This is a genomic window from Serratia sp. CY29653, from assembly GCF_052169255.1.
GTDB classification, from domain to species: domain Bacteria; phylum Pseudomonadota; class Gammaproteobacteria; order Enterobacterales; family Enterobacteriaceae; genus Serratia; species Serratia sarumanii.
The window spans coordinates 1,623,095-1,641,265 of sequence record NZ_JBJNLC010000001.1 but is presented as its reverse complement, the minus strand read 5'-3'; the positions used below and the strand labels follow the sequence as shown (position 1 = coordinate 1,641,265).

18 protein-coding genes are annotated in these 18,171 nt (G+C 60.8%); 7 read left to right on the top strand and 11 right to left on the bottom strand.

The window, feature by feature from the left end:
* Positions 1-16 precede the first annotated feature (16 nt).
* The 4 genes from ACJ8HN_RS07870 (at position 17) to ACJ8HN_RS07855 (ending at position 2,906) form a co-directional block, all read left to right on the top strand.
* Entirely contained in the window at positions 17-1,519 is a 1,503-nt protein-coding gene (locus ACJ8HN_RS07870; RefSeq protein ID WP_197656064.1) for an amino acid permease, read from the top strand.
* A gap of 109 nt (positions 1,520-1,628) precedes the next feature.
* Positions 1,629-1,943: an ArsR/SmtB family transcription factor gene (locus ACJ8HN_RS07865; RefSeq protein WP_033646407.1), complete on the top strand. Its 315-nt coding sequence runs from the start codon at positions 1,629-1,631 to the stop codon at positions 1,941-1,943.
* Positions 1,940-2,269: an SRPBCC family protein gene (locus ACJ8HN_RS07860; RefSeq protein ID WP_033646406.1), complete on the top strand. Its 330-nt coding sequence runs from the start codon at positions 1,940-1,942 to the stop codon at positions 2,267-2,269. The genes ACJ8HN_RS07865 and ACJ8HN_RS07860 overlap by 4 nt, the downstream gene beginning before the upstream one ends.
* Before the next feature lie 43 nt (positions 2,270-2,312).
* Positions 2,313-2,906, top strand: coding sequence for an ATP-dependent Clp protease proteolytic subunit (locus ACJ8HN_RS07855; protein WP_033638144.1), 594 nt, complete (start codon positions 2,313-2,315; stop codon positions 2,904-2,906).
* Between the two features lie 5 nt (positions 2,907-2,911).
* On the opposite strand, the gene ACJ8HN_RS07850 is transcribed toward ACJ8HN_RS07855, so the two are convergent.
* The 6 genes from ACJ8HN_RS07850 to ACJ8HN_RS07825 form a co-directional block, all read right to left on the bottom strand.
* On the bottom strand, positions 2,912-3,778 hold the full coding sequence (locus ACJ8HN_RS07850) for a hypothetical protein (RefSeq protein WP_033638145.1): 867 nt from the start codon (positions 3,776-3,778) through the stop codon (positions 2,912-2,914).
* A 45-nt stretch (positions 3,779-3,823) separates the two neighbouring features.
* On the bottom strand, positions 3,824-4,573 hold the full coding sequence (locus ACJ8HN_RS07845; RefSeq protein WP_060427653.1) for a fimbrial biogenesis chaperone: 750 nt from the start codon (positions 4,571-4,573) through the stop codon (positions 3,824-3,826).
* Positions 4,573-5,913, bottom strand: a complete 1,341-nt coding sequence (locus tag ACJ8HN_RS07840) for a fimbrial protein (RefSeq protein ID WP_442523241.1) — start codon at positions 5,911-5,913, stop codon at positions 4,573-4,575. The genes ACJ8HN_RS07845 and ACJ8HN_RS07840 overlap by 1 nt, the downstream gene beginning before the upstream one ends.
* 29 nt (positions 5,914-5,942) lie before the next feature.
* Positions 5,943-8,477 (bottom strand): fimbria/pilus outer membrane usher protein, encoded by a 2,535-nt coding sequence (locus ACJ8HN_RS07835; RefSeq protein WP_442523240.1) that lies wholly within the window; start codon positions 8,475-8,477, stop codon positions 5,943-5,945.
* A 20-nt stretch (positions 8,478-8,497) separates the two neighbouring features.
* Complete coding sequence (locus ACJ8HN_RS07830) at positions 8,498-9,220, bottom strand: fimbrial biogenesis chaperone (protein ID WP_230120579.1); 723 nt, start codon at positions 9,218-9,220, stop codon at positions 8,498-8,500.
* Between the two features lie 89 nt (positions 9,221-9,309).
* Entirely contained in the window at positions 9,310-9,843 is a 534-nt protein-coding gene (locus ACJ8HN_RS07825) for a fimbrial protein (protein ID WP_015377562.1), read from the bottom strand.
* A 375-nt stretch (positions 9,844-10,218) separates the two neighbouring features.
* On the opposite strand from ACJ8HN_RS07825, the gene ACJ8HN_RS07820 reads away from it, so the two are divergent.
* The gene (locus ACJ8HN_RS07820; RefSeq protein ID WP_226884614.1) at positions 10,219-10,902 is read left to right on the top strand and encodes a helix-turn-helix transcriptional regulator; all 684 of its coding nucleotides are present in this window, start codon (positions 10,219-10,221) and stop codon (positions 10,900-10,902) included.
* A gap of 179 nt (positions 10,903-11,081) precedes the next feature.
* Here ACJ8HN_RS07820 and ychF read toward each other — a convergent pair whose 3' ends face one another.
* The gene (gene ychF / locus ACJ8HN_RS07815; RefSeq protein ID WP_033646394.1) at positions 11,082-12,173 is read right to left on the bottom strand and encodes a redox-regulated ATPase YchF; all 1,092 of its coding nucleotides are present in this window, start codon (positions 12,171-12,173) and stop codon (positions 11,082-11,084) included.
* 334 nt (positions 12,174-12,507) lie between these two features.
* Here ychF and ACJ8HN_RS07810 point away from each other — a divergent pair, with 334 nt between their 5' ends.
* Complete coding sequence (locus ACJ8HN_RS07810) at positions 12,508-14,037, top strand: SulP family inorganic anion transporter (protein WP_164096380.1); 1,530 nt, start codon at positions 12,508-12,510, stop codon at positions 14,035-14,037.
* A gap of 37 nt (positions 14,038-14,074) precedes the next feature.
* Here the strand turns inward: ACJ8HN_RS07810 and pth are convergent, their stop codons facing one another.
* Positions 14,075-14,665: an aminoacyl-tRNA hydrolase gene (gene pth / locus ACJ8HN_RS07805; protein WP_004941053.1), complete on the bottom strand. Its 591-nt coding sequence runs from the start codon at positions 14,663-14,665 to the stop codon at positions 14,075-14,077.
* A gap of 301 nt (positions 14,666-14,966) precedes the next feature.
* On the opposite strand from pth, the gene ychH reads away from it, so the two are divergent.
* Positions 14,967-15,245 (top strand): stress-induced protein YchH, encoded by a 279-nt coding sequence (gene ychH / locus ACJ8HN_RS07800; RefSeq protein ID WP_025302491.1) that lies wholly within the window; start codon positions 14,967-14,969, stop codon positions 15,243-15,245.
* 185 nt (positions 15,246-15,430) lie between these two features.
* On the opposite strand, the gene prs is transcribed toward ychH, so the two are convergent.
* From prs to lolB, 3 genes are all read right to left on the bottom strand, one after another.
* Positions 15,431-16,378, bottom strand: a complete 948-nt coding sequence (gene prs / locus ACJ8HN_RS07795) for a ribose-phosphate diphosphokinase (RefSeq protein ID WP_004941061.1) — start codon at positions 16,376-16,378, stop codon at positions 15,431-15,433.
* Between the two features lie 174 nt (positions 16,379-16,552).
* Positions 16,553-17,419: a 4-(cytidine 5'-diphospho)-2-C-methyl-D-erythritol kinase gene (gene ispE / locus ACJ8HN_RS07790; protein WP_060438775.1), complete on the bottom strand. Its 867-nt coding sequence runs from the start codon at positions 17,417-17,419 to the stop codon at positions 16,553-16,555.
* A complete protein-coding gene (lolB, locus tag ACJ8HN_RS07785; RefSeq protein WP_033638163.1) occupies positions 17,416-18,039 on the bottom strand; it encodes a lipoprotein insertase outer membrane protein LolB in 624 nt (207 codons plus the stop codon). Before lolB ends, ispE begins: the two co-directional genes overlap by 4 nt.
* Between the last annotated feature and the right edge of the window lie 132 nt (positions 18,040-18,171).

Sequence of the window (18,171 nt, the reverse complement as noted above, 5' to 3'; positions counted from 1 at the left end):
CATTCGGAGAATCTCTATGGCTGCGTCGAACAGAAACACCATCGGCAAGTTTGGCCTGCTGTCGATGACGTTTGCGGCAGTGTTCAGTTTCAACAACGTGATTAACAACAATATTCAGCTCGGGGTCGCCTCGTCGCCGGTGTTCCTGGTGGCGACCATCATTTACTTCATTCCCTTTTGCCTGATCATCGCCGAGTTCGTCTCGCTCAACCGCAACTCCGAGGCCGGCGTTTATGCCTGGGTGAAAAGCGCGCTCGGCGGGCGCTGGGCGTTTATCACCGCCTACACCTATTGGTTCGTGAACCTGTTCTTCTTCACCGCGCTGCTGCCGCGCGTCATCGCCTACGCTTCTTACGCGTTCCTGGGCTATGACTACGTTTTTACCCCGCTGACCACGGCGATCATCAGCATCTTCCTGTTCGCCTTCTCGACCTACATCTCCAACAGCGGCGCAAAATTGCTGGGGCCGATGACCTCGGTGACCTCGTCGCTGATGCTGCTACTGACGTTTTCCTACATCGTTCTGGCGGGCGCGGCGGTGCTGGGCGGCATCGAGCCGGCCGACCCGATCAACGTGCAGGCGATGACGCCGAACTTCAACTGGGCGTTCCTCGGCATTACCGCCTGGATCTTCCAGGCGGCAGGCGGGGCGGAGTCCGTGGCGGTGTACGTGAACGATGTGAAAGGCGGCAGCCGCGCCTTCGTGAAGGTGATCATCGTTTCCGGGCTGTTCATCGGCGTGCTGTATTCGGTGTCTTCGCTGCTGATCAACGTGTTCGTCCACCGCGCTGACCTGCATTTCACCGGCGGCACGGTGCAGGTGTTCGAAGGCCTGTCGGCGCACTTCGGCCTGCCGACGGTGCTGATGAACCGCTTTGTCGGCATCGTCTCCTTCACCGCCATGTTCGGCTCGCTGCTGATGTGGACGGCGGCGCCGGTGAAGATTTTCTTCACCGAGATCCCGAAGGGCATTTTCGGCGAGAAAACCATTCGTCTGAACCGGCACGGCGTGCCGACGCGCGCTGCCTGGATCCAGTTCTTCATCGTCATCCCGCTGATGCTGATCCCGACGTTGGGTTCCAGCAGCGTGCAGGATTTGATGAACACGCTGATCAACATGACCGCCGCCGCCTCGATGCTGCCGCCGCTGTTCATCATGCTGGCCTACCTGAATCTGCGGCTGAAGTACGACCGGGTGGCGCGCGATTTCAAAATGGGCTCGCGCCTGCAGGGCATCGCCATCGTCAGCGTGCTGATCGCCATCTTCACCGTCGGCTTCTTCGCCTCGACGTTCCCGACCGGCGCCAGCATCATGACCATCGTGTTCTATAACGTCGGCGGGCTGGTGGTGTTCCTCGGCTACGCCTGGTGGAAGTACAACCGCTACGCGAAAAGCCTGAGCGCCGAGGCGCGCTACCACGAAGACATGCCGTTGGCGCGCCTCGCGCTCGAAGCGCAGGAAGGGGCGCAGGCCGGGCAATCCGTGCTGACCACGCCCGCTTGCAATAAGCCGCTGTAATCTCTCCTCTATCGGCTCCGCGCTCCGCGCTCCGGCGCGGAGTCTCGCTTTGCGCAAAAATCCTGCCCTGGCGCTTGCATAATACATAAGTGAATACTAATGTGTTTGTATGAACGAAAATGACATCTTCAAGGCGCTGGCCGATCCGACTCGCCGCACCATCTTCGACAAGCTCGCCGTCGGCAGCATGAACGCCAGCGCGCTGCGCGAAGGGCTGCCCATCAGCCAGTCCGCGATGTCGCAACACCTGGCGGTGCTGCGCAATGCCGGGCTGGTGCGCGAGACGAAGCAGGGGCGCTTCGTCAATTACCAGGTCGACCCGGAAGGGCTGGCGCAGATCGCCGATTGGCTGGCGAAGTACCGCGCCTGGTGGCCGGCGCGCATCGACGCGTTGCAAACCTTGCTGAAGGATATGGATCAATGAACAAACAGGCTGAGCAGCCGCCGCGCGATCGGCTGATATTGGAGTATTCGCTCGATGCGCCGCCGGAAAAAGTGTGGCGAGCGCTCAGCATTCCCGAGCTGCGCGAGCAGTGGCTGCCTCCGGGGGATTTGGCGCAGGCCGAACCGCTGGCCGCCACGCCGGGCGAAGCGGTGAGCTACCGTCTGCGTGACGACCGGCCGCCGTTCCTTGAAAGCGTGGTGACGCTGCAGATAGTGCCGGACGCCGCTGGCGGCAGCCTGCTGCGGATTATCCACCAGCTCGACGCCGCCAATGACGGTTCGGTGACGATGATGCTCGCCGCCTGACGCGTTAAATTCATTTCCCTTTTGCCAACCCAGGAGTTCACCGATGCGTGAGAAGATGATGCTCGTCCCGATGGTGGTGGAACAGACCAGCCGGGGAGAACGTTCCTTTGATATTTATTCGCGCCTGCTGCGCGACCGGATCGTTTTCCTCAATGGCGAAGTCAACGACGACGTGGCCGAAATGCTGTGCGCCCAACTGCTGTTTCTGGAAGCGGAAAACCCGGAGAAACCGATCCACCTGTACATCAACTCGCCGGGTGGGGTGATCACCAGCGGGCTGGCGATTTACGACACCATGCAGTATATCCGCGCGCCGGTGCATACGCTGTGCATGGGCACCGCGCGCTCGATGGGCTCGTTCCTGCTGATGGCCGGAGAGCCGGGCCACCGCATGGCGCTGCCCAACGCCAGCCTGCACGTGCACCAGCCGCTGGGCGGCTTTCAGGGGCAGGCCTCCGACATCTTGATTCATGCCGAAGAGATGAAACGCACCAAAGACACGGTGATCCGGCTGTACGCCAAACATTGCGGCCTCAGCTACGAAGAGGTGGAGCGGGTGTTGGATCGCGATCGCTTTATGACCGCCGACGAAGCGGCGGCCTGGGGGTTGATCGATCGGGTGCTGCGGGAAAGGTAAACGGCTCAGCGGGGCTCGGCGGCCTGCGGCGTGTGCCAAACCCGTTCAAGCCCGAATTCGACCATCGCGAAATAGAGGCTGAAATAGCGCTCCGCCATGATAAAGAACGAACTGTTGAGTTCGATCACCACGTTATTGGTGGTGGTCAACAGGCCGGATTTTTCCGCCGCCTGCAGAATGCGATTCACGTGCGCGCGTGAGACGGAGCACGACTTGGCGATTTTCGCCGAGGAGAGCAGCAGAAAGGGGGAGTCCTGCCGGATGCTTTCGATATGCAGCATCAGCAGCACCATGTGGCCGGCGTCCTTGCTGATAAACAGCCCGGATTGCGGCACCAGATCGATCAGGTAAATTTCCTTGAGCATCAGCTGCCCGTAGGCGGCGAAAAAGGTGGGCAGAAAGTCGGGCGCCGCCAGCAGCGCCGCGATAGGCATCTGTGGCGCCAGCGCTTGGTAGGGCCGCGCCATCGAGGCGATCAGCGCCTGGGTTTCCGCCAGCGCGTGCGGCGTAGGCTTATAGCGCAGCTGGCGCTTGTCATGTTCACAGGGTTTGACCTCCAGCCGGCGGCCGACCCGCAAAAAGAACAGAAAGGAGTCCAGGGAGTTCTCGCTGATGATGTTCTTCCCTTTAAAAAAGGCTTTGATGTCTTTCAGCCCGGCGGCGGGCTGGTGGTAGTAAATGGACAGGATGGTGGAACAAATGATGAACCGGCTGTTCCTGAAGATGATTTTGTAAAACAGCGGATGCTTCTTGTAGGTCTCCTTCAATAATTCCCCGTGTTTGACGATGGCGGTATGAAATGCCGGTGACTGCCTGATGTTGTTGGCCTGTTTCTCCAGGTGAAACTGTAGCTGGAATCTGCTTAGACTCATTTTTCCCTATTTCCTGTACTTAAAAAAATGTACTGCTTTTTATCGTTATGGGGTTGCTGTGTATGACTTGACGATCTGCTGGCCCTGGTCGTTGATGAAGGTGGCCTGAACGGTGATCTGAGAAGGGAGCGTCGGCGCCGCAACGCCGTCGAGGTGATAATCCCGCATGCTGAACGGTGCGGTCATCATGTCGCTTTCTTGCCGCACCGGGTAATCGCGCCTGCCGGTTTGCACGGCGATGCGGGCGAAGGAGAGATAAAACGCCGACCGGTTGTGACAGCGCAGCAGATAGCCGCCCGGCGATTTTTGCAGCGAGAACGAGACGGCCTCGGCCGCGTTTTCGGCGTTTCCCTTTAGCGCTTTGGGGCGGTAGAAGATTTTCATCTGCGTGTTCATCGCCAGCGTCACGCGCGACGTCAGCGGCGGCCTGGTCGGCTGGCTGGGCGGGATCTCATACAGATTAAGCCAGAACACCGACTCCCGGTCGGTGGGCAGGTTCGCGCCGGCAAACAGGATCCGCAGCCCTTTCAGCGCCGAAGGCGGCAGGGCGAATACGCTGGGCAGGGTGACAAACGGCGCGCGCGACAGTTCGGGGGCGGCGTTGACGTCGCCGTTATCGACCCAGGTTTGCGCCACGATCGGATAGCCGTTGGTGTTGAGCAACATCAGGGTTTTTTCCGTGTCGCCCTCGCGGAAAATCACCCGGGTGGCGGAGGCGATGATGCCCGCCTGCGCGCCCATGGCCGCCAGCGCCAGCAGCAGGGCGCATCCCATCGTCAGATATTTCTTTCTCATCATTGCACCTTAACCCAGACGTAGGCCCTGGCGTCCACTTTGCCGGCGGTGACCGTTTGCCCGGGCAGCCGGGCGAGCGTGGCGGTGAGCTGGGTGGTGTAGTGGGTGAACCCTGCCGCGGTGCTGCCGCCGCCGCTGGCGCCGTTGAGCACCGGATACCAGCCGGCGTCGTTGCCCTGCGGGCATTGCCCGGCGCTGCAGCGCGCCCAGCCGACGAAATTCATCGGCGCGCCGTTGCCGGCGTTGGCGAGCGCGATGCCCACGCCGGTGGCGACGCTGCTGTCGGTGCCGTAGCCGCTGGAGAGCAGGTAGCTCACGCCGCCGTTGGCGCTGACCAGCCCGAGCTGCTGCGCCGCAACGTAGCTTTCATACGGCACCTGCAGGCCGAGGGCGGTATTGTTGCTGCTGACGCCGGACACGGCGGCATTGTCGCATTCGATATTGATGGTGAACTGCGCCTGTGAGGTTTGCCCGGCGGTCAACTGGCTGACGGATATGGTCGGCAGGATCACCAGCGGCGTGACGTTGCGCGCCACGCAGGTGGCGGTATAGGTCAATGAGGAGATTGGTGCGGTGCCCATGCCCATTGCATTCCAGCGCCCGGTGCCCCAGGTGGCGTAGTTGGTGGCGGAGTCGCTGCCGATAGGATCCGAGGCGATGCCGGGCCCCTGAAAGGTGACATAGCCGTTCGGCTGCGTGCAGGTATAGTTCGAATTGCCGGTGGTCGAGGCCATGCCCACCAGCGGGTTGCTGGTGCTGTAGCCGCAGTAGTTGCTGGCGCCCGCGCCCGGCAGCGAGCTGATGCGGATCAGATCGGCGCGGATGGCGCTGAAGTCTTTCACCCGGATCTGAATTTTGCTGCCGACGGTGGCGTAGCGGGTAATCGGCGCCGACTGCCAGTAGCGGGTAAAAACCTTGCCGGAATCCAGATGGGTCAGGCGGATGCCGACGTAGGGGAAGTAGGTGGCGTAGTAGTTGGGGTTACCGTCCTGGGCACCCAGATCGTAATAGCCGCCGACGCGATCGTCGCCGTTGGTGGCGAAGACTTCATAGATCTGCCCCGCGTCGCCGGCGTCGCACTCATACAACACCTTGTTGGGGTCGGGATAGCGCGTGCCGGAGGTGAGATCGAACACGCTGGTGCCGAGCGGCGTGCCGACGGGCTGCAGGTAAGTGCTGGTCAGGTTAACCCGGCCCAGCGCCGTGCCCACCCCGCAGGGATCGCAACCGGAATCGATCCAGGGGGCGACCCGGGTGCATTGCGCCAGCGCGGCGGGCGCGCCGAACAGCGACAGGGCGAGCAGCGCCAGGGCGGCGATCGGGTAAAAAATGCGTTTCATCGTCTCTCCTGAGAATCAGTGTGAACGGGCTAGCGGCACGGGGCGCTGAGCCGTTGAATCGGGCCGTCTTCCCCGGCGGGCAGGCGGTAATGCAGCGTGCACTGTTGGCCGGGCGCGTCGCCCCAGTTCAGCGTCAGCGCGCCGGCATTCCGGTCGCTGCGCAGATACACCTGATTGGCCTGGCCGACCATGCCCACGCTGTTGCCCGTTGCGTCGAGGACGTTGGCGCCCATCGGGATCGGCGCGTTATCGGGCCGCTGCGCGGTGATCAATAGCGCCTGGCCGCGCACGGTGTTGAAGCGCAGGCGCACCGTGGCGCCGGCGTACGGGGCGACGCGCCGCTGGCCGTCTTCCAGCTCCGCTTTGTCGTTCATGCCCTCGGGGTTCAGCGCGACGGCGTTGTAGTGATAGGGCACCAGCGACGGCGCCAGCGCGTAGCCAAAGCGATCGACGCGCGCCCCCTGGCCGTCCATCACCCGTGCGCCGCTGGCGCCGGGCGCCTCGATCAGGGCGAAGGTATCGCCGACATACGGCCCTAATGTCACGCCGCCGCGGTGCGCCACCACCGCCCCCTGCAGCGACAGGGAGCCTTGCCGGTACTGGCGCGCGGTGGAGAACGAGCCGGTGACGTTGGCGTAAGGCAGACGGGTTTGCAGGTTGCCGCCCCAGATGCTTTGTTGGCGATCGTCGTCGGTGGTGAAGTTCAGGCCGTAGCTGACCGGCTGTTCGTCGCCGACGCTGCCCGACAGCGCGGCCTGATAGTTGCCGCCCTGGCCCTGGCTGTGGTTGGCCAACAGCGAGACGCTGGGGGCGGATGACGAACGCCCGAGCGGGAAGCTCAGCGACAGGGCGGTGACGGTCTGCGCGCTCTGCGCCAGCGGCGCGCTGTAGACGTTATCCAGCGGCCCGTAGCCGCGGTAGTCGCCGTTGCTGTAGCCCAGGCTGCGGGTGCGGGTGACGGAGAGGTTAAGCGCCACGCCGTTGCCGAAGGTTTTTCCCCAGCCCAGCTGGAGCTGATTGTCGCGGCCGCGCTGATCGCGGTAGTCCTGAGTCGAGCCGGACATCGTCAGGCTGCCGAACGCGCCCATTCCCTGATTGACGGCGACCTCGAAACGCGACCGCTGGCGGTAAGAGTCGGACTGCCAGCTTTGGCCGGTGGCGGCGGCGCGCCGCACGCCGAGCACGTCGCTGAGATCGCGAAAGCCTTCGGTGGAGTAGCGGTAGCCGGCGATGGACAAGGTGGTGTCCGTCGGGCTGAAGGTTCGGCTGTAAGAGAGGTGCAGCATCCAGCCGGCGGCGCCGCCGTCCGGCAGGCTGGCGTGGGAATAGGTGGTATCCATGCCGAAGGCGCCCAGCCAGCTGCTGTACACGCCGCCCAGCATCATCGCCTGATAGCCGTCCGCCAGCTGGTTGCCGAGGTTGAAGGTCAGGGCGTTGGTCAGGCCGTGCTGCCAGGTCACTTCGCTGAACAGATCGTTGTCGCCGACGTAGCGGGAACGGCCGACGATCGCCGAGTAGCGCGACTGGCCGGGGCGGATGGATTCCGGCACCGCGGCGAACGGCACGGTGAAGGTGCTGACGCTGCCGTCGGCTTCCGTCACCACCACGGTGAGATCGCCGGCGTAGTTGGTGGCGTACAGATCGTTGATGGCGAACGGCCCCGGCGCGACGGTGGTTTCATACAGCGTGCTTTTGCCCTGCAGCACCGTCACGCGCGCGTTGCTTTTCGCCACGCCGCGCACCACCGGCGCATAGCCGCGCTGCGAATCCGGCAGCATGCGGTCGTCCGAACTGAGCTGAATGCCGCGAAAGCCCAGGCCGGAGAAGAAGTGCCCGTCGGTAAAGCCTTCGCCCAACAGCATTTCGCTGCGCCAGGGCAAGATCGCGCGCTGCACGTAGCGGCGGCTGGTATCCAGATGGCCGCCGAACTCCCGATCGTAGCGGTAGCTGGACTGCTGGCGGTAGCGCCATAGCCCGAGGTTGAAGCCGCCGTTCAGGTTGGCGTAGGTCGAGTCGAGATCGCGGGTTTGCCCCTGTCGGTAACTGACGTGGTACTGGTTGAGGTTGTAATTGACGAAGGCCATCGATTCGCCGCTGTCCAGGCTGGCGGGATTGACGTTGCCGCGCGGCCGGCCGTTCAACAGCGCCTGCGGAATGCTCAGATCCAGCCGCAGCCGCGAGATATCGGCGTTCACCGTGATGTCCTTCAGATCCCGGCCGGGCAGCAGGCATTCCGCTTCGGCGGCCGCCGGCGGATTTTTCAGCCCGAAGCGCGCCAGCTGCGCCCGATCGAAACAGGGCAGCACCTGCTTGCCTGCGCGTACGAAGCGAATTTGATCGCGTTCGAGAAACTGGCCATTGAGGTACAGATCGATCTGATAGCTGCCGGGAGCGACGGCGTCCTGTTGGTTGAACTGGCTCAGGGCGCTGTTGCTCAGCACGCTGCCGCGCAGCAGCGCGGGATCGAAGGTATAGCCGTCGGCGGCGGCGCAGCCCAGCGGCAGCGCCAGCAGCGCGCAACACCAGCGTGCGGGCAGCGGCGTCGCCTTGCAAGCATCGAACATGAATACCTCCCTGTCTGGTTTCAGCGCGCGACGTCCAGGGTGCGTGAGATTTCCACCCCATAGTCATTGATGACGCGCAGTGCAACCTGCCGCACCTCCCCGTTCACCGGCCAACTGGCCTGTGAAAACGGCGGGATCAGATCCGCCTGCGGGATGGCGATGCGCTTCGCGCCGCTCAGGATCGCGGCCTGGCTGACGTTGGCGTAGTAGCCGGTCGGGTTGTCGACGCGCAGCGCGTTGCCAGCCTGGCGCAGGCTGAGCCGATCGATGACGTGGTTGGCGTCGCCGGCCAGCCCGGCGGGGCGATAGAACACCTTCAGCCGATTGGTGACCACCAGCAGCAGTTTGTTTTTGTCGCTGTCCGTCTGGCGCACGGCGGGCACCTGCAGGAAGTTGAGGTAGAACAGCGATTCGCGATCGCGCGGCAGCGGCTGGCCGACGAACGACAGCCGCACCATCTGCCCGCTGTGCGGATTCATGCGGAAGATCTGCGGCGAGGCGACGAAAGGCGCATCGGCGTTTTCCGGCGTGGATTTGGGGTTATTGATGTCGAGCCAGATCTGCATCAGCGCCGGGGTGCCGTCGTCGTTGGTGAACTGCAGCGTTTTTTCCCGCGCCTCGGCGGGGTAGATCACGCGGTTGCCGAGCAGCGTCACGCTGGCCGAGGCGTGGGTAGCGGCAAAACTCATCAGGCAAAGCGACAGGGCGGCCCATCGGCGGGCGGAGCGGATTATCTGCGGCATAAACGTGAACCGATATAGGGAGCGAGTCATTCAGCGCCGCCCGGCGAAGGGCGGCGCTGGCATCAACAGGTATGGCGCCTGACGCCGGCTTATTTGTAGCTAATGGCGAACTGTGCGGTGGCGATCACCGAACCGGCCGCCACGCCGGTGTCTTCCGCGTAGTAGCGGGCCACCAGGTTCTGCGAGGTGGAGGTGGCGTCTTTGGCCAGCGTCATCGCCGACGTGGTGACGGTCGAACCGCTGGCGAACGACAGCGGCGTAGTGGCGTCGCTGTCCAGCAGTTGAATGGACACCTTGGCCGCATCGCCCGCGTTGCCCAGGTTGCCGTTGGTGGTCGGGTTGTTGCCCGCCAGCACGGTTTTGATCGCCGTATCGCTGGTTGCCGCCGCGCAGCCGGTCACGTTGACGGTGAAGGTGGTGTCGCCGGCGGTGGCGCCTTTGGTGGCGAGTTTGCTGGCGGCGACGGTCGGCAGCAGAACGACCGGATTGGATTGGTTACCGTTAATATTCACCGAGCAGGTTTGCGTGCTGACTTCGCCTTTAAATTGCACCGTATTGGACGAAGCGGCCGCACAGGCGCCGGAGAGAGCCAGCATGGATAATGCGACTAATTTAACATTCATGTGAAATGCCCTTTAATTTACTTTAGATAAAAGCTTTCCTGACAGTAATAAATTACTGACGTGCGGTTGTTGATTAATCATGTTGCGCAATTGTTTTTTAAACGCGTCGGCAAACATGGATTTTCATCCTAACAAACTAAGAATTTTCCCTATAGATGTTTTGAATAAGGCAATAAGGTTATGGTGCCCGTTGTTACATTTTTTTTCATTTCCGCTTATATCATACAAAATAGAAAATAGATCTATATCATTGCATTGCGTTTTTATTGGATCGCCAGTTTTTTCTGTGGAAATAATTTGAAACATTCATGCCTTTTTTGCGTATTAATCAACATGCTGACGGTTGCGTGATTATTTGAAAAACATGTTATCAAGATGTTTTATATCGGTGTGCTTTGCAGGCGAATTACCCCAAAAAAGAGCAACGACAAGCCGCCTGAGGTGTGGAAGCATGCTTTCATGCTGATAAGGAGAATTAAAGTGAGAGTGATTTATATCGACGGTTCACCGCTGTGCCGGCTGGGTATGAAAACATTACTGGGCGGCGGCGTGATAACCTTATCCTCACCCAATATGAATATTATTAAAAATATAATTCCGGCGCCTGATTTAATTATTACGGAGTTTCCTCAGGAGATTTACCGGTTCGAGGCGTATTTAAATTTCATTAAATATTCACGTGGTGAATATAAAGATGTCCGGTTACTGTTCTTTATCGATAAGACTTCGCCGCTGATCCTGGCGTTTATCGCCGCGGCGCAGCCGGATGCGATTTTGCACAAACGGGAAACGCTGCAGATGGTGCGGGAAACCTGCGCGGCGCTGGTCTGCCGTGAGGAGGAAGGTGAGCGGCGCGTGATGAACCGGCAGCAGGCGGCGGCAATCACGCCTGGCGAGGCGGCGGTGCTGTGTGAAACCGCGCGCACGGAAGATATTCGCCTGACCGCGCGGCGGTTGAACCTGCACCCGAAAACCGTTTATTCGCACCTCAACAATGCCGGGAAGAAGTTCGGCACCCGCAATCGGGTGGAACTGCTGAAGATGATTGCGCTGCTGTAGCGCGCCGCTAACGGGTTTTGCGGCGGCAGCGATTCGCCGGTCACTCGGCGGCAAACCGGCCCTCGGCGTGGAAGGGGGAAATGGGGGAGTCTGAGTCTGGGGAGATAAAAACAAAAATCCACGCCGAAGCGTGGATTTTTCCGTTTCCGGCAGCCGAGAGCAATGCTACGGGGAAGGGCTTAGACGTTGAACAGGAAGTTCATTACGTCGCCGTCTTTGACGATGTAGTCTTTACCTTCGGAGCGCATTTTGCCGGCTTCTTTGGCGCCTTGCTCACCCTTGTAGGTGATGAAGTCGTCATAAGAGATGGTTTGCGCGCGGATAAAGCCTTTTTCGAAGTCGGTGTGGATCTTGCCGGCCGCTTGCGGAGCGGTGGCGCCGACCGGGATGGTCCAGGCGCGCACTTCTTTCACGCCGGCGGTGAAGTAGGTCTGCAGGTTCAGCAGCTCATAACCGGCGCGGATCACGCGGTTCAGGCCCGGCTCTTCCAGGCCCAGCTCGGCCATGAACTCGTCGCGCTCTTCGTCTTCCAGCTCGGCGATGTCGGATTCCACGGCGGCGCACACGGCAACCACCACGGAGCCTTCGGCGTCGGCGATTTTACGCACGGTGTCCAGGTACGGGTTGTTCTCGAAGCCGTCTTCGTTGACGTTGGCGATGTACATGGTCGGCTTCAGCGTCAGGAAGCTCAGGTATTTGATCGCCGCTTTGTCTTCGTCGCTCAGATCCAGCGCGCGCAGCATGCCGGCGTTTTCCAGGTGCGGCAGGCATTTCTCCAGCGCCGCCAGCTCGGCTTTGGCGTCTTTGTCGCCGCCTTTGGCTTTCTTCTGCACGCGGTGGATGGCGCGCTCGCAGGTGTCGAGGTCAGACAGCGCCAGCTCGGTGTTGATCACATCGATGTCTTCGGCCGGATCGACCTTGTTGTTGACGTGAATGATGTTGTCGTTCTCGAAGCAGCGCACCACGTGGCCGATGGCTTCGGTTTCGCGGATGTTGGTCAGGAACTGGTTGCCCAGGCCTTCACCCTTGGACGCGCCTTTCACCAGGCCGGCGATGTCGACGAATTCCATGGTGGTCGGCAGAATGCGCTGCGGCTTGACGATCTCGGCCAGCTTATCCAGACGCGGATCGGGCATCGGCACCACACCGGTGTTCGGTTCAATGGTGCAGAACGGGAAGTTGGCTGCTTCAATGCCCGCTTTGGTCAACGCGTTGAACAGGGTGGATTTGCCTACGTTAGGCAGGCCGACGATACCGCATTTGAATCCCATGTTATAATCACCTTAAATATCTTAACTATCAGCCGGTTAGATTTAATCGGCTGCATAAAGGGCAAAATAATGCCGCCATTATACACGTAATGGGCGTTTATCTCGATCAGACTTGTTTGGCCGGGGCGAGCCCAGCGCCCGCGGCCGGTTTTTGATTGAGATTTGGATCACATTTACCCATACTGGCCGTTCCGATTAACCGACAGGAAACGCGCCGGATGTATTTCTTGCCTACGCCACCCTGAGCTGTGCCCGCCTGCAGTCTGCCGCACCTTGCGGTACCCCATACCCGCTACGCGGGGAGATGATGTCATCTGTCATAAGTGAATAATGCATGTTTAACCTGAGTAACGTCAGGATCGCGGACGTTAAAAATGAAGTCCTGGCGGGCTTTGTGGTGGCGGTTTCGATGATCCCCGAGGCGGTCGGCTTTTCGCTGGTCGCCGGTCTTTCGCCGATCGTCGGTTTGCATACCGCGTTTATTATCGGCCTGGTCACGGCGCTGTTCGGCGGCAAGCCGGGCATGGTTTCCGGCGCCGCCGGCTCCATTGTGGTGGTGCTGATGAGCCTGGCGGCGCAGTACGGCATGGGCTACGTGCTGTGGGCCACGCTGTTTGCCGGGGGCATTCAAATCCTGATCGGCGCCTTCCGGCTGGGCAAGTTCATTCGTCTGGTGCCGCTGCCGGCGATCCACGGCTTCGTCAACGGTCTGGCGATCGTCATCATGCTGGCGCAGCTGAAGATGATCGCCGGGCAGGGGCCGCTGATGTACGGCCTGGTGGCGCTGGCGATTGCGGTGGTGGTGCTGTTCCCGCGCCTGACCAAAGCCATTCCGTCTTCGCTGGCGGCGCTGCTGGTGGTTTCGGCGTTAGCGATCGGCCTCAATCTGCACACGCTGCGGGTGGGCGATCTGGCGGACATTTCCGGCGCGCTGCCGCACTTCAGCCTGCCGACGGCGCCGTTCACCCTGGAAATGGTGCGGGTGGTGCTGCCCTATGCGGTGGTGATTGCCCTGGTTGGTTTGATTGAATCGCTGCTGACCATGACGGTGCTGGATGAAATGGGCGGCAAGAAGGGCAACGGCAATCGCGAAAGCATCGCGCAGGGCGCCGGTAACGCGGTGTGCGGCCTGTTGGGCTGCTTCGCCGGCTGCGCGATGATCGGCCAGTCGATCATCAACTTCACCTCGGGCGGGCGCGGGCGCCTCTCCGGCACGGTGGGCGCCATCCTGCTGATTCTGTTCGTGGTCAGCCTGTCGCGCTATATCGGCCTGCTGCCGGTGGCGGCGCTGGCCGGGGTGATGCTGGTGGTGTGTTACAACACCTTCGAGTGGAGTTCGCTGCGCCGTTTGCGCCGTATGCCGAAGGCGGACGCGCTGGTGATGCTCGCCGTCACGCTGATCACCATCTTTACCGATCTGGCGGTGGCGGTGATCAGCGGGGTGATTATCTCGGCGCTGGTGTTCGCCTGGCAGCAGGCGCGCATTCGCGTGCGCCAGCGACAGGTAACGGGCGATGTGGCGGTGTATCAGCTCGATGGCCCGCTGTTCTTCGGCTCTGCCGCCGCTTTCGCCGAGCTGTTCGAGCCGCAAAGCGATCCGCAGAACGTGGTGCTGGATTTTGCCGGCACCCGGGTGATGGATTCCAGCGGCGTAGAGGCGATCGATAAGCTGACGGCGCGTTACCTGGCGGCGGGGAAAAGCATTCGGCTGCGCCACCTGAGCGGCGACTGCGTGCGCCTGCTCAAGCGCGCCGGGCCGTTTTGCAGCCATGAGCTGGACGATCCGCAGTATTACGTGGCGGAGGAGGGCTTCACCGCCGATGACCGCCGCGTGAGCGAGGAGACCTTCAACCCGCGCGGCTAGAAGCAGGCAGCGGGCAGGGCGCCCGCTGCGGCAAGGTTCAGGCCTGCGCCTTGAAGCTGTGCAGGCGCTGAACGGTTTTTTCCAGCCCGTCCTTCATCAGCATCTCGGTGCAGCGCAGTGACTCGTCGATCGCTTCGTCGATCATCTTCTGCTCGCTGGCCGGCGGCTTGCCGAGCACGAAGCCCACCACCTTGTTCTTGTCGCCCGGATGGCCGATGCCGATGCGCAGGCGGTAGAAGTTCGGGTTGTTGCCGAACTTGTTCTGGATGTCTTTCAGGCCGTTGTGGCCGCCGTTGCCGCCGCCGAGCTTGATTTTGGCGACGCCGGGCGGCAGATCCAGCTCGTCGTGCGCCACCAGGATCTCGTTTGGTTCGATGCGGTAGAAGTTGGCCATCGCCAGCACCGCTTTGCCGCTCAGGTTCATGAAGGTGGTCGGCACCAGCAGGCGCACGTCGTTGCCCGCCAGGTTCAAACGAGCGGTATAGCCGAAGAACTTGCTCTCTTCTTTCAACTGCTGATTGTGGCGCTGGGCCAGCAGATCGACGTACCAGGCGCCGGCGTTGTGGCGCGTTTGGGCATATTCCGCGCCCGGGTTGGCCAGGCCAACTATCAATTTAATACTGCTCACTGGGAGATTCACTATGATCAGGGTAATGGAAAGGGTCTTAGTCTACCTGCCGGGGCGGCGAATGACAAAATCCGATCCCCGCCGTCGCCTTAGGTAAGAAAGACGAATGATTCATTAGCTGAATAATTCAATTTGTCCGCTAATTTTCAGCGGCGCGTTAAGAAGTGTCAATAATTCTTTACCATTTGTGATCGCCTCCGCAATCCCCTTGCCGCAACAAGGACTATACTTAACTTATCAAAGTGGGTTAACAAGTTGCAGCGTTATCCCGGTTGGCACATGGCAATCATGGAGGTGGCATATGAAACGTAGAAGCGCGGACAGAATGGGCAACTTTTTTATGGGGCTGGGGCTGGTCGTGATGATCGGCGGTGTCGGATACTCCATTATTGCTGAAGTATCCCAGTTCAATTTACCGCAATTTTTCGCCCACGGCGCCATCATGAGTATCTTCGTCGGCGCGCTGTTGTGGCTGGTGGGCGCGCGTATCGGCGGCCGCGAGCAGGTGGCGGATCGCTACTGGTGGGTAAAACACTTTGATAAACGGTGCCGTAACGACCAACATCGTTCGTCGCATTGATTAAAAAATCAGAAGGGAAGCGAGAGCAGGGCAAGGGAAAATCTGCCGTGCATTAAGGTTTGAAGTCATGTTGGACTACGAGTAGAAAACCCGTTGTTGCTTACGCACCAACGGGTTTTTCTTTTTCTGCTGTCGGGCACGCTATCTTTCCGGCGCGGTGGGCGCCGCACCGGAAAGACGACGAATCAATGCTCGAACATTGCAGAGATCGACTCTTCGTTGCTGATGCGGCGGATGGCTTCAGCCAGCATGCCGGACAGGGTCAGAGTGCGAACGTTTTTCAGTGCCTTGATTTCCGGCGACAGCGGAATGGTGTCGCAGACGATCACTTCATCAATCACCGAGTTCTTGATGTTGTCCACGGCGTTGCCGGAGAAGATCGGGTGCGTCGCGTAGGCGAATACGCGCTTGGCACCGCGTTCTTTCAACGCTTCAGCCGCTTTGCACAAGGTACCGCCGGTGTCGATCATGTCGTCGACCAGCACGCAGTCGCGGCCTGCCACGTCACCGATGATGTGCATCACCTGAGAAACGTTCGCGCGCGGGCGGCGTTTGTCGATGATGGCCATGTCGGTGTCGTTCAGCAGTTTGGCGATGGCGCGGGCACGCACTACGCCGCCGATGTCCGGGGAAACCACGATCGGGTTTTCCAGGTTCTGCTGCAGCATGTCTTCCAGCAGGATCGGGCTGCCGAACACGTTGTCTACCGGAACGTCGAAGAAGCCTTGAATCTGCTCAGCATGCAGATCCACCGTCAGAACGCGGTCAACCCCTACGCTGGAGAGGAAATCGGCAACCACCTTGGCGGTGATCGGCACACGCGCGGAACGCACGCGGCGATCCTGGCGGGCATAGCCGAAGTAAGGGATAACGGCGGTAATACGACCTGCGGAGGCGCGACGCAGGGCGTCGACCATCACAACCAGTTCCATCAGGTTGTCGTTGGTCGGGGCACAGGTGGACTGGATGATGAAAATATCACCGCCGCGTACATTTTCGTTGATTTGCACGCTCACTTCGCCGTCGCTAAAACGACCTACAGCGGCGTCACCAAGGCTGGTGTACAAACGGTTGGCAATACGTTGTGCTAGTTCCGGGGTGGCGTTACCAGCAAAAAGCTTCATATCAGGCACGAGAAGAACCTCAGGCTTGCGTCCAGAGAAGATATTGTCATACGACATCGCCAAGGGGCAGTCGGCGACGCCGGCGCAATATACATACGGGTATGTAAAACTAAAATTGAGACCGCAGGCAGCGCAGGGATAACAGGGCCAGGTGTGCATGACCCTGCGCAGCGAAACGTTGAGCTACGACTCAAACCGCCCGGAACGAATGCGATGTAGTGGGGAGACGTTAACGCCGCGCGCTACAAAACCACACAACCACTCCGGGGCTTGATTTAACACCTGACGGGCGGCGATTTCTGTGTCGAATTCAGCAAACACACAAGCACCTGTGCCAGTCAGGCGTGACGGGGCGTATTCTAACAGCCATGAAAGAAGCTGTTCAACCTCGCGAAAACGTTTTCTTGCGATCGGTTCGCAATCATTTGCGTACGGTGCCTGCAACAGCTCACTTAAGGAGCGAACCGGGGTGTCTCTTTTCAATTCGGGGTCGCCGAAGATAACCGGCGTCGGGATGCCGACGCCGGGATGCGCCACCAGATACCACTTTTCCTGCGGCTCGGCCGGCTGCAGGCGCTCGCCGATGCCTTCGGCGAAGGCGGCGTGGCCGCGCACGAACACCGGCACGTCGGCGCCGAGGCTGAGCCCCAGCTCGGCCAATTGGTCGTCGCCAAGACCGCAGCGCCACAGTTCGTTCAGCGCCACCAGCACGGTGGCGGCGTTGGAGGAGCCGCCGCCCAAACCGCCGCCCATCGGCAGGCGCTTGTCGATGCTGATGTCGGCGCCGCGCGGTGCGGTCTGCAGGCCGCGTTCATCGCAATAGCGCTGCAGCAGGCGGGCGGCGCGCACGATCAGGTTCTGCTCGTCCGGCACGCCGTCGACCGGCGTCAGCAGATGAATGCGATCGTCCTGGCGCGGGTCAATGGTCAGGGTGTCGCCGTAGTCCAAAAACTGGAACAGCGTCTGCAGCAGGTGATAGCCGTCTTCACGACGGCCGGTGACGTACAGAAACAGGTTGAGTTTCGCGGGGGAGGGCCACTGGCGGATCATTTGAGCGTCCAGTTATCCATTTTCAGCTTGATGCGCTGGTCGCCCTGCTGCAGCTCCAGACGGTTCGGCAGCGTCGGCTGCACCTCGTTGCTGTAGCCCTGGTAATCCACTTTCCAAGTCTGGCCGCCTTGCTGGTAGGTCAGCTTGCTCAGGCGATATTGGTCATCCAGCGCAAAATCGCCGGCTTCGCCCGGCAGGCCGAGCATCCACTGGCGCAGGTTGTTCAGCGGGATCGCCATGCCGGTCAGCTTGCGGATCATCTCTTCCGGATTGTCGCTGACGTAGCGTTTGCCCTGGTTGTCGGTCAGCTGCACCACGTTTTTCTGCACGTTGAGATCCATTTCCGTGCTGCCGAGCGGGTTGGTCAGCAGCAGGCGGTAGCGCTCCGGCGAGAACTGCTGCCAGAAGAAGCGGGCGTAGACTTTTTTCTGATCAGACAAGTAGGCGAAGGAGCCGCGGGTCTGATAGGTGCTGAGCTGCTGCACCGCCTGCTCATGGGCGCGCCACTGCGGTGAGGTCGGGCTGGTGGCCGGGCCGGTCGGCTTGGTGGTGGTACAGGCGGCCAGCACCAGGCTGGCCAGCGGGATCAGACGGAGCAAACTAACTTTGCGTATTGGCATAACTTTCTCTTGTCCTTTTGTCCTTGCGGGCATGCGCAACGAAACCCGGATTCAGCGCTCACGCTAACGGGGCGGCGGCGGCGCGTCAATTTTTTGCTGCATCGCGTTGAATCTTGCCGCTTTTACCGGCGC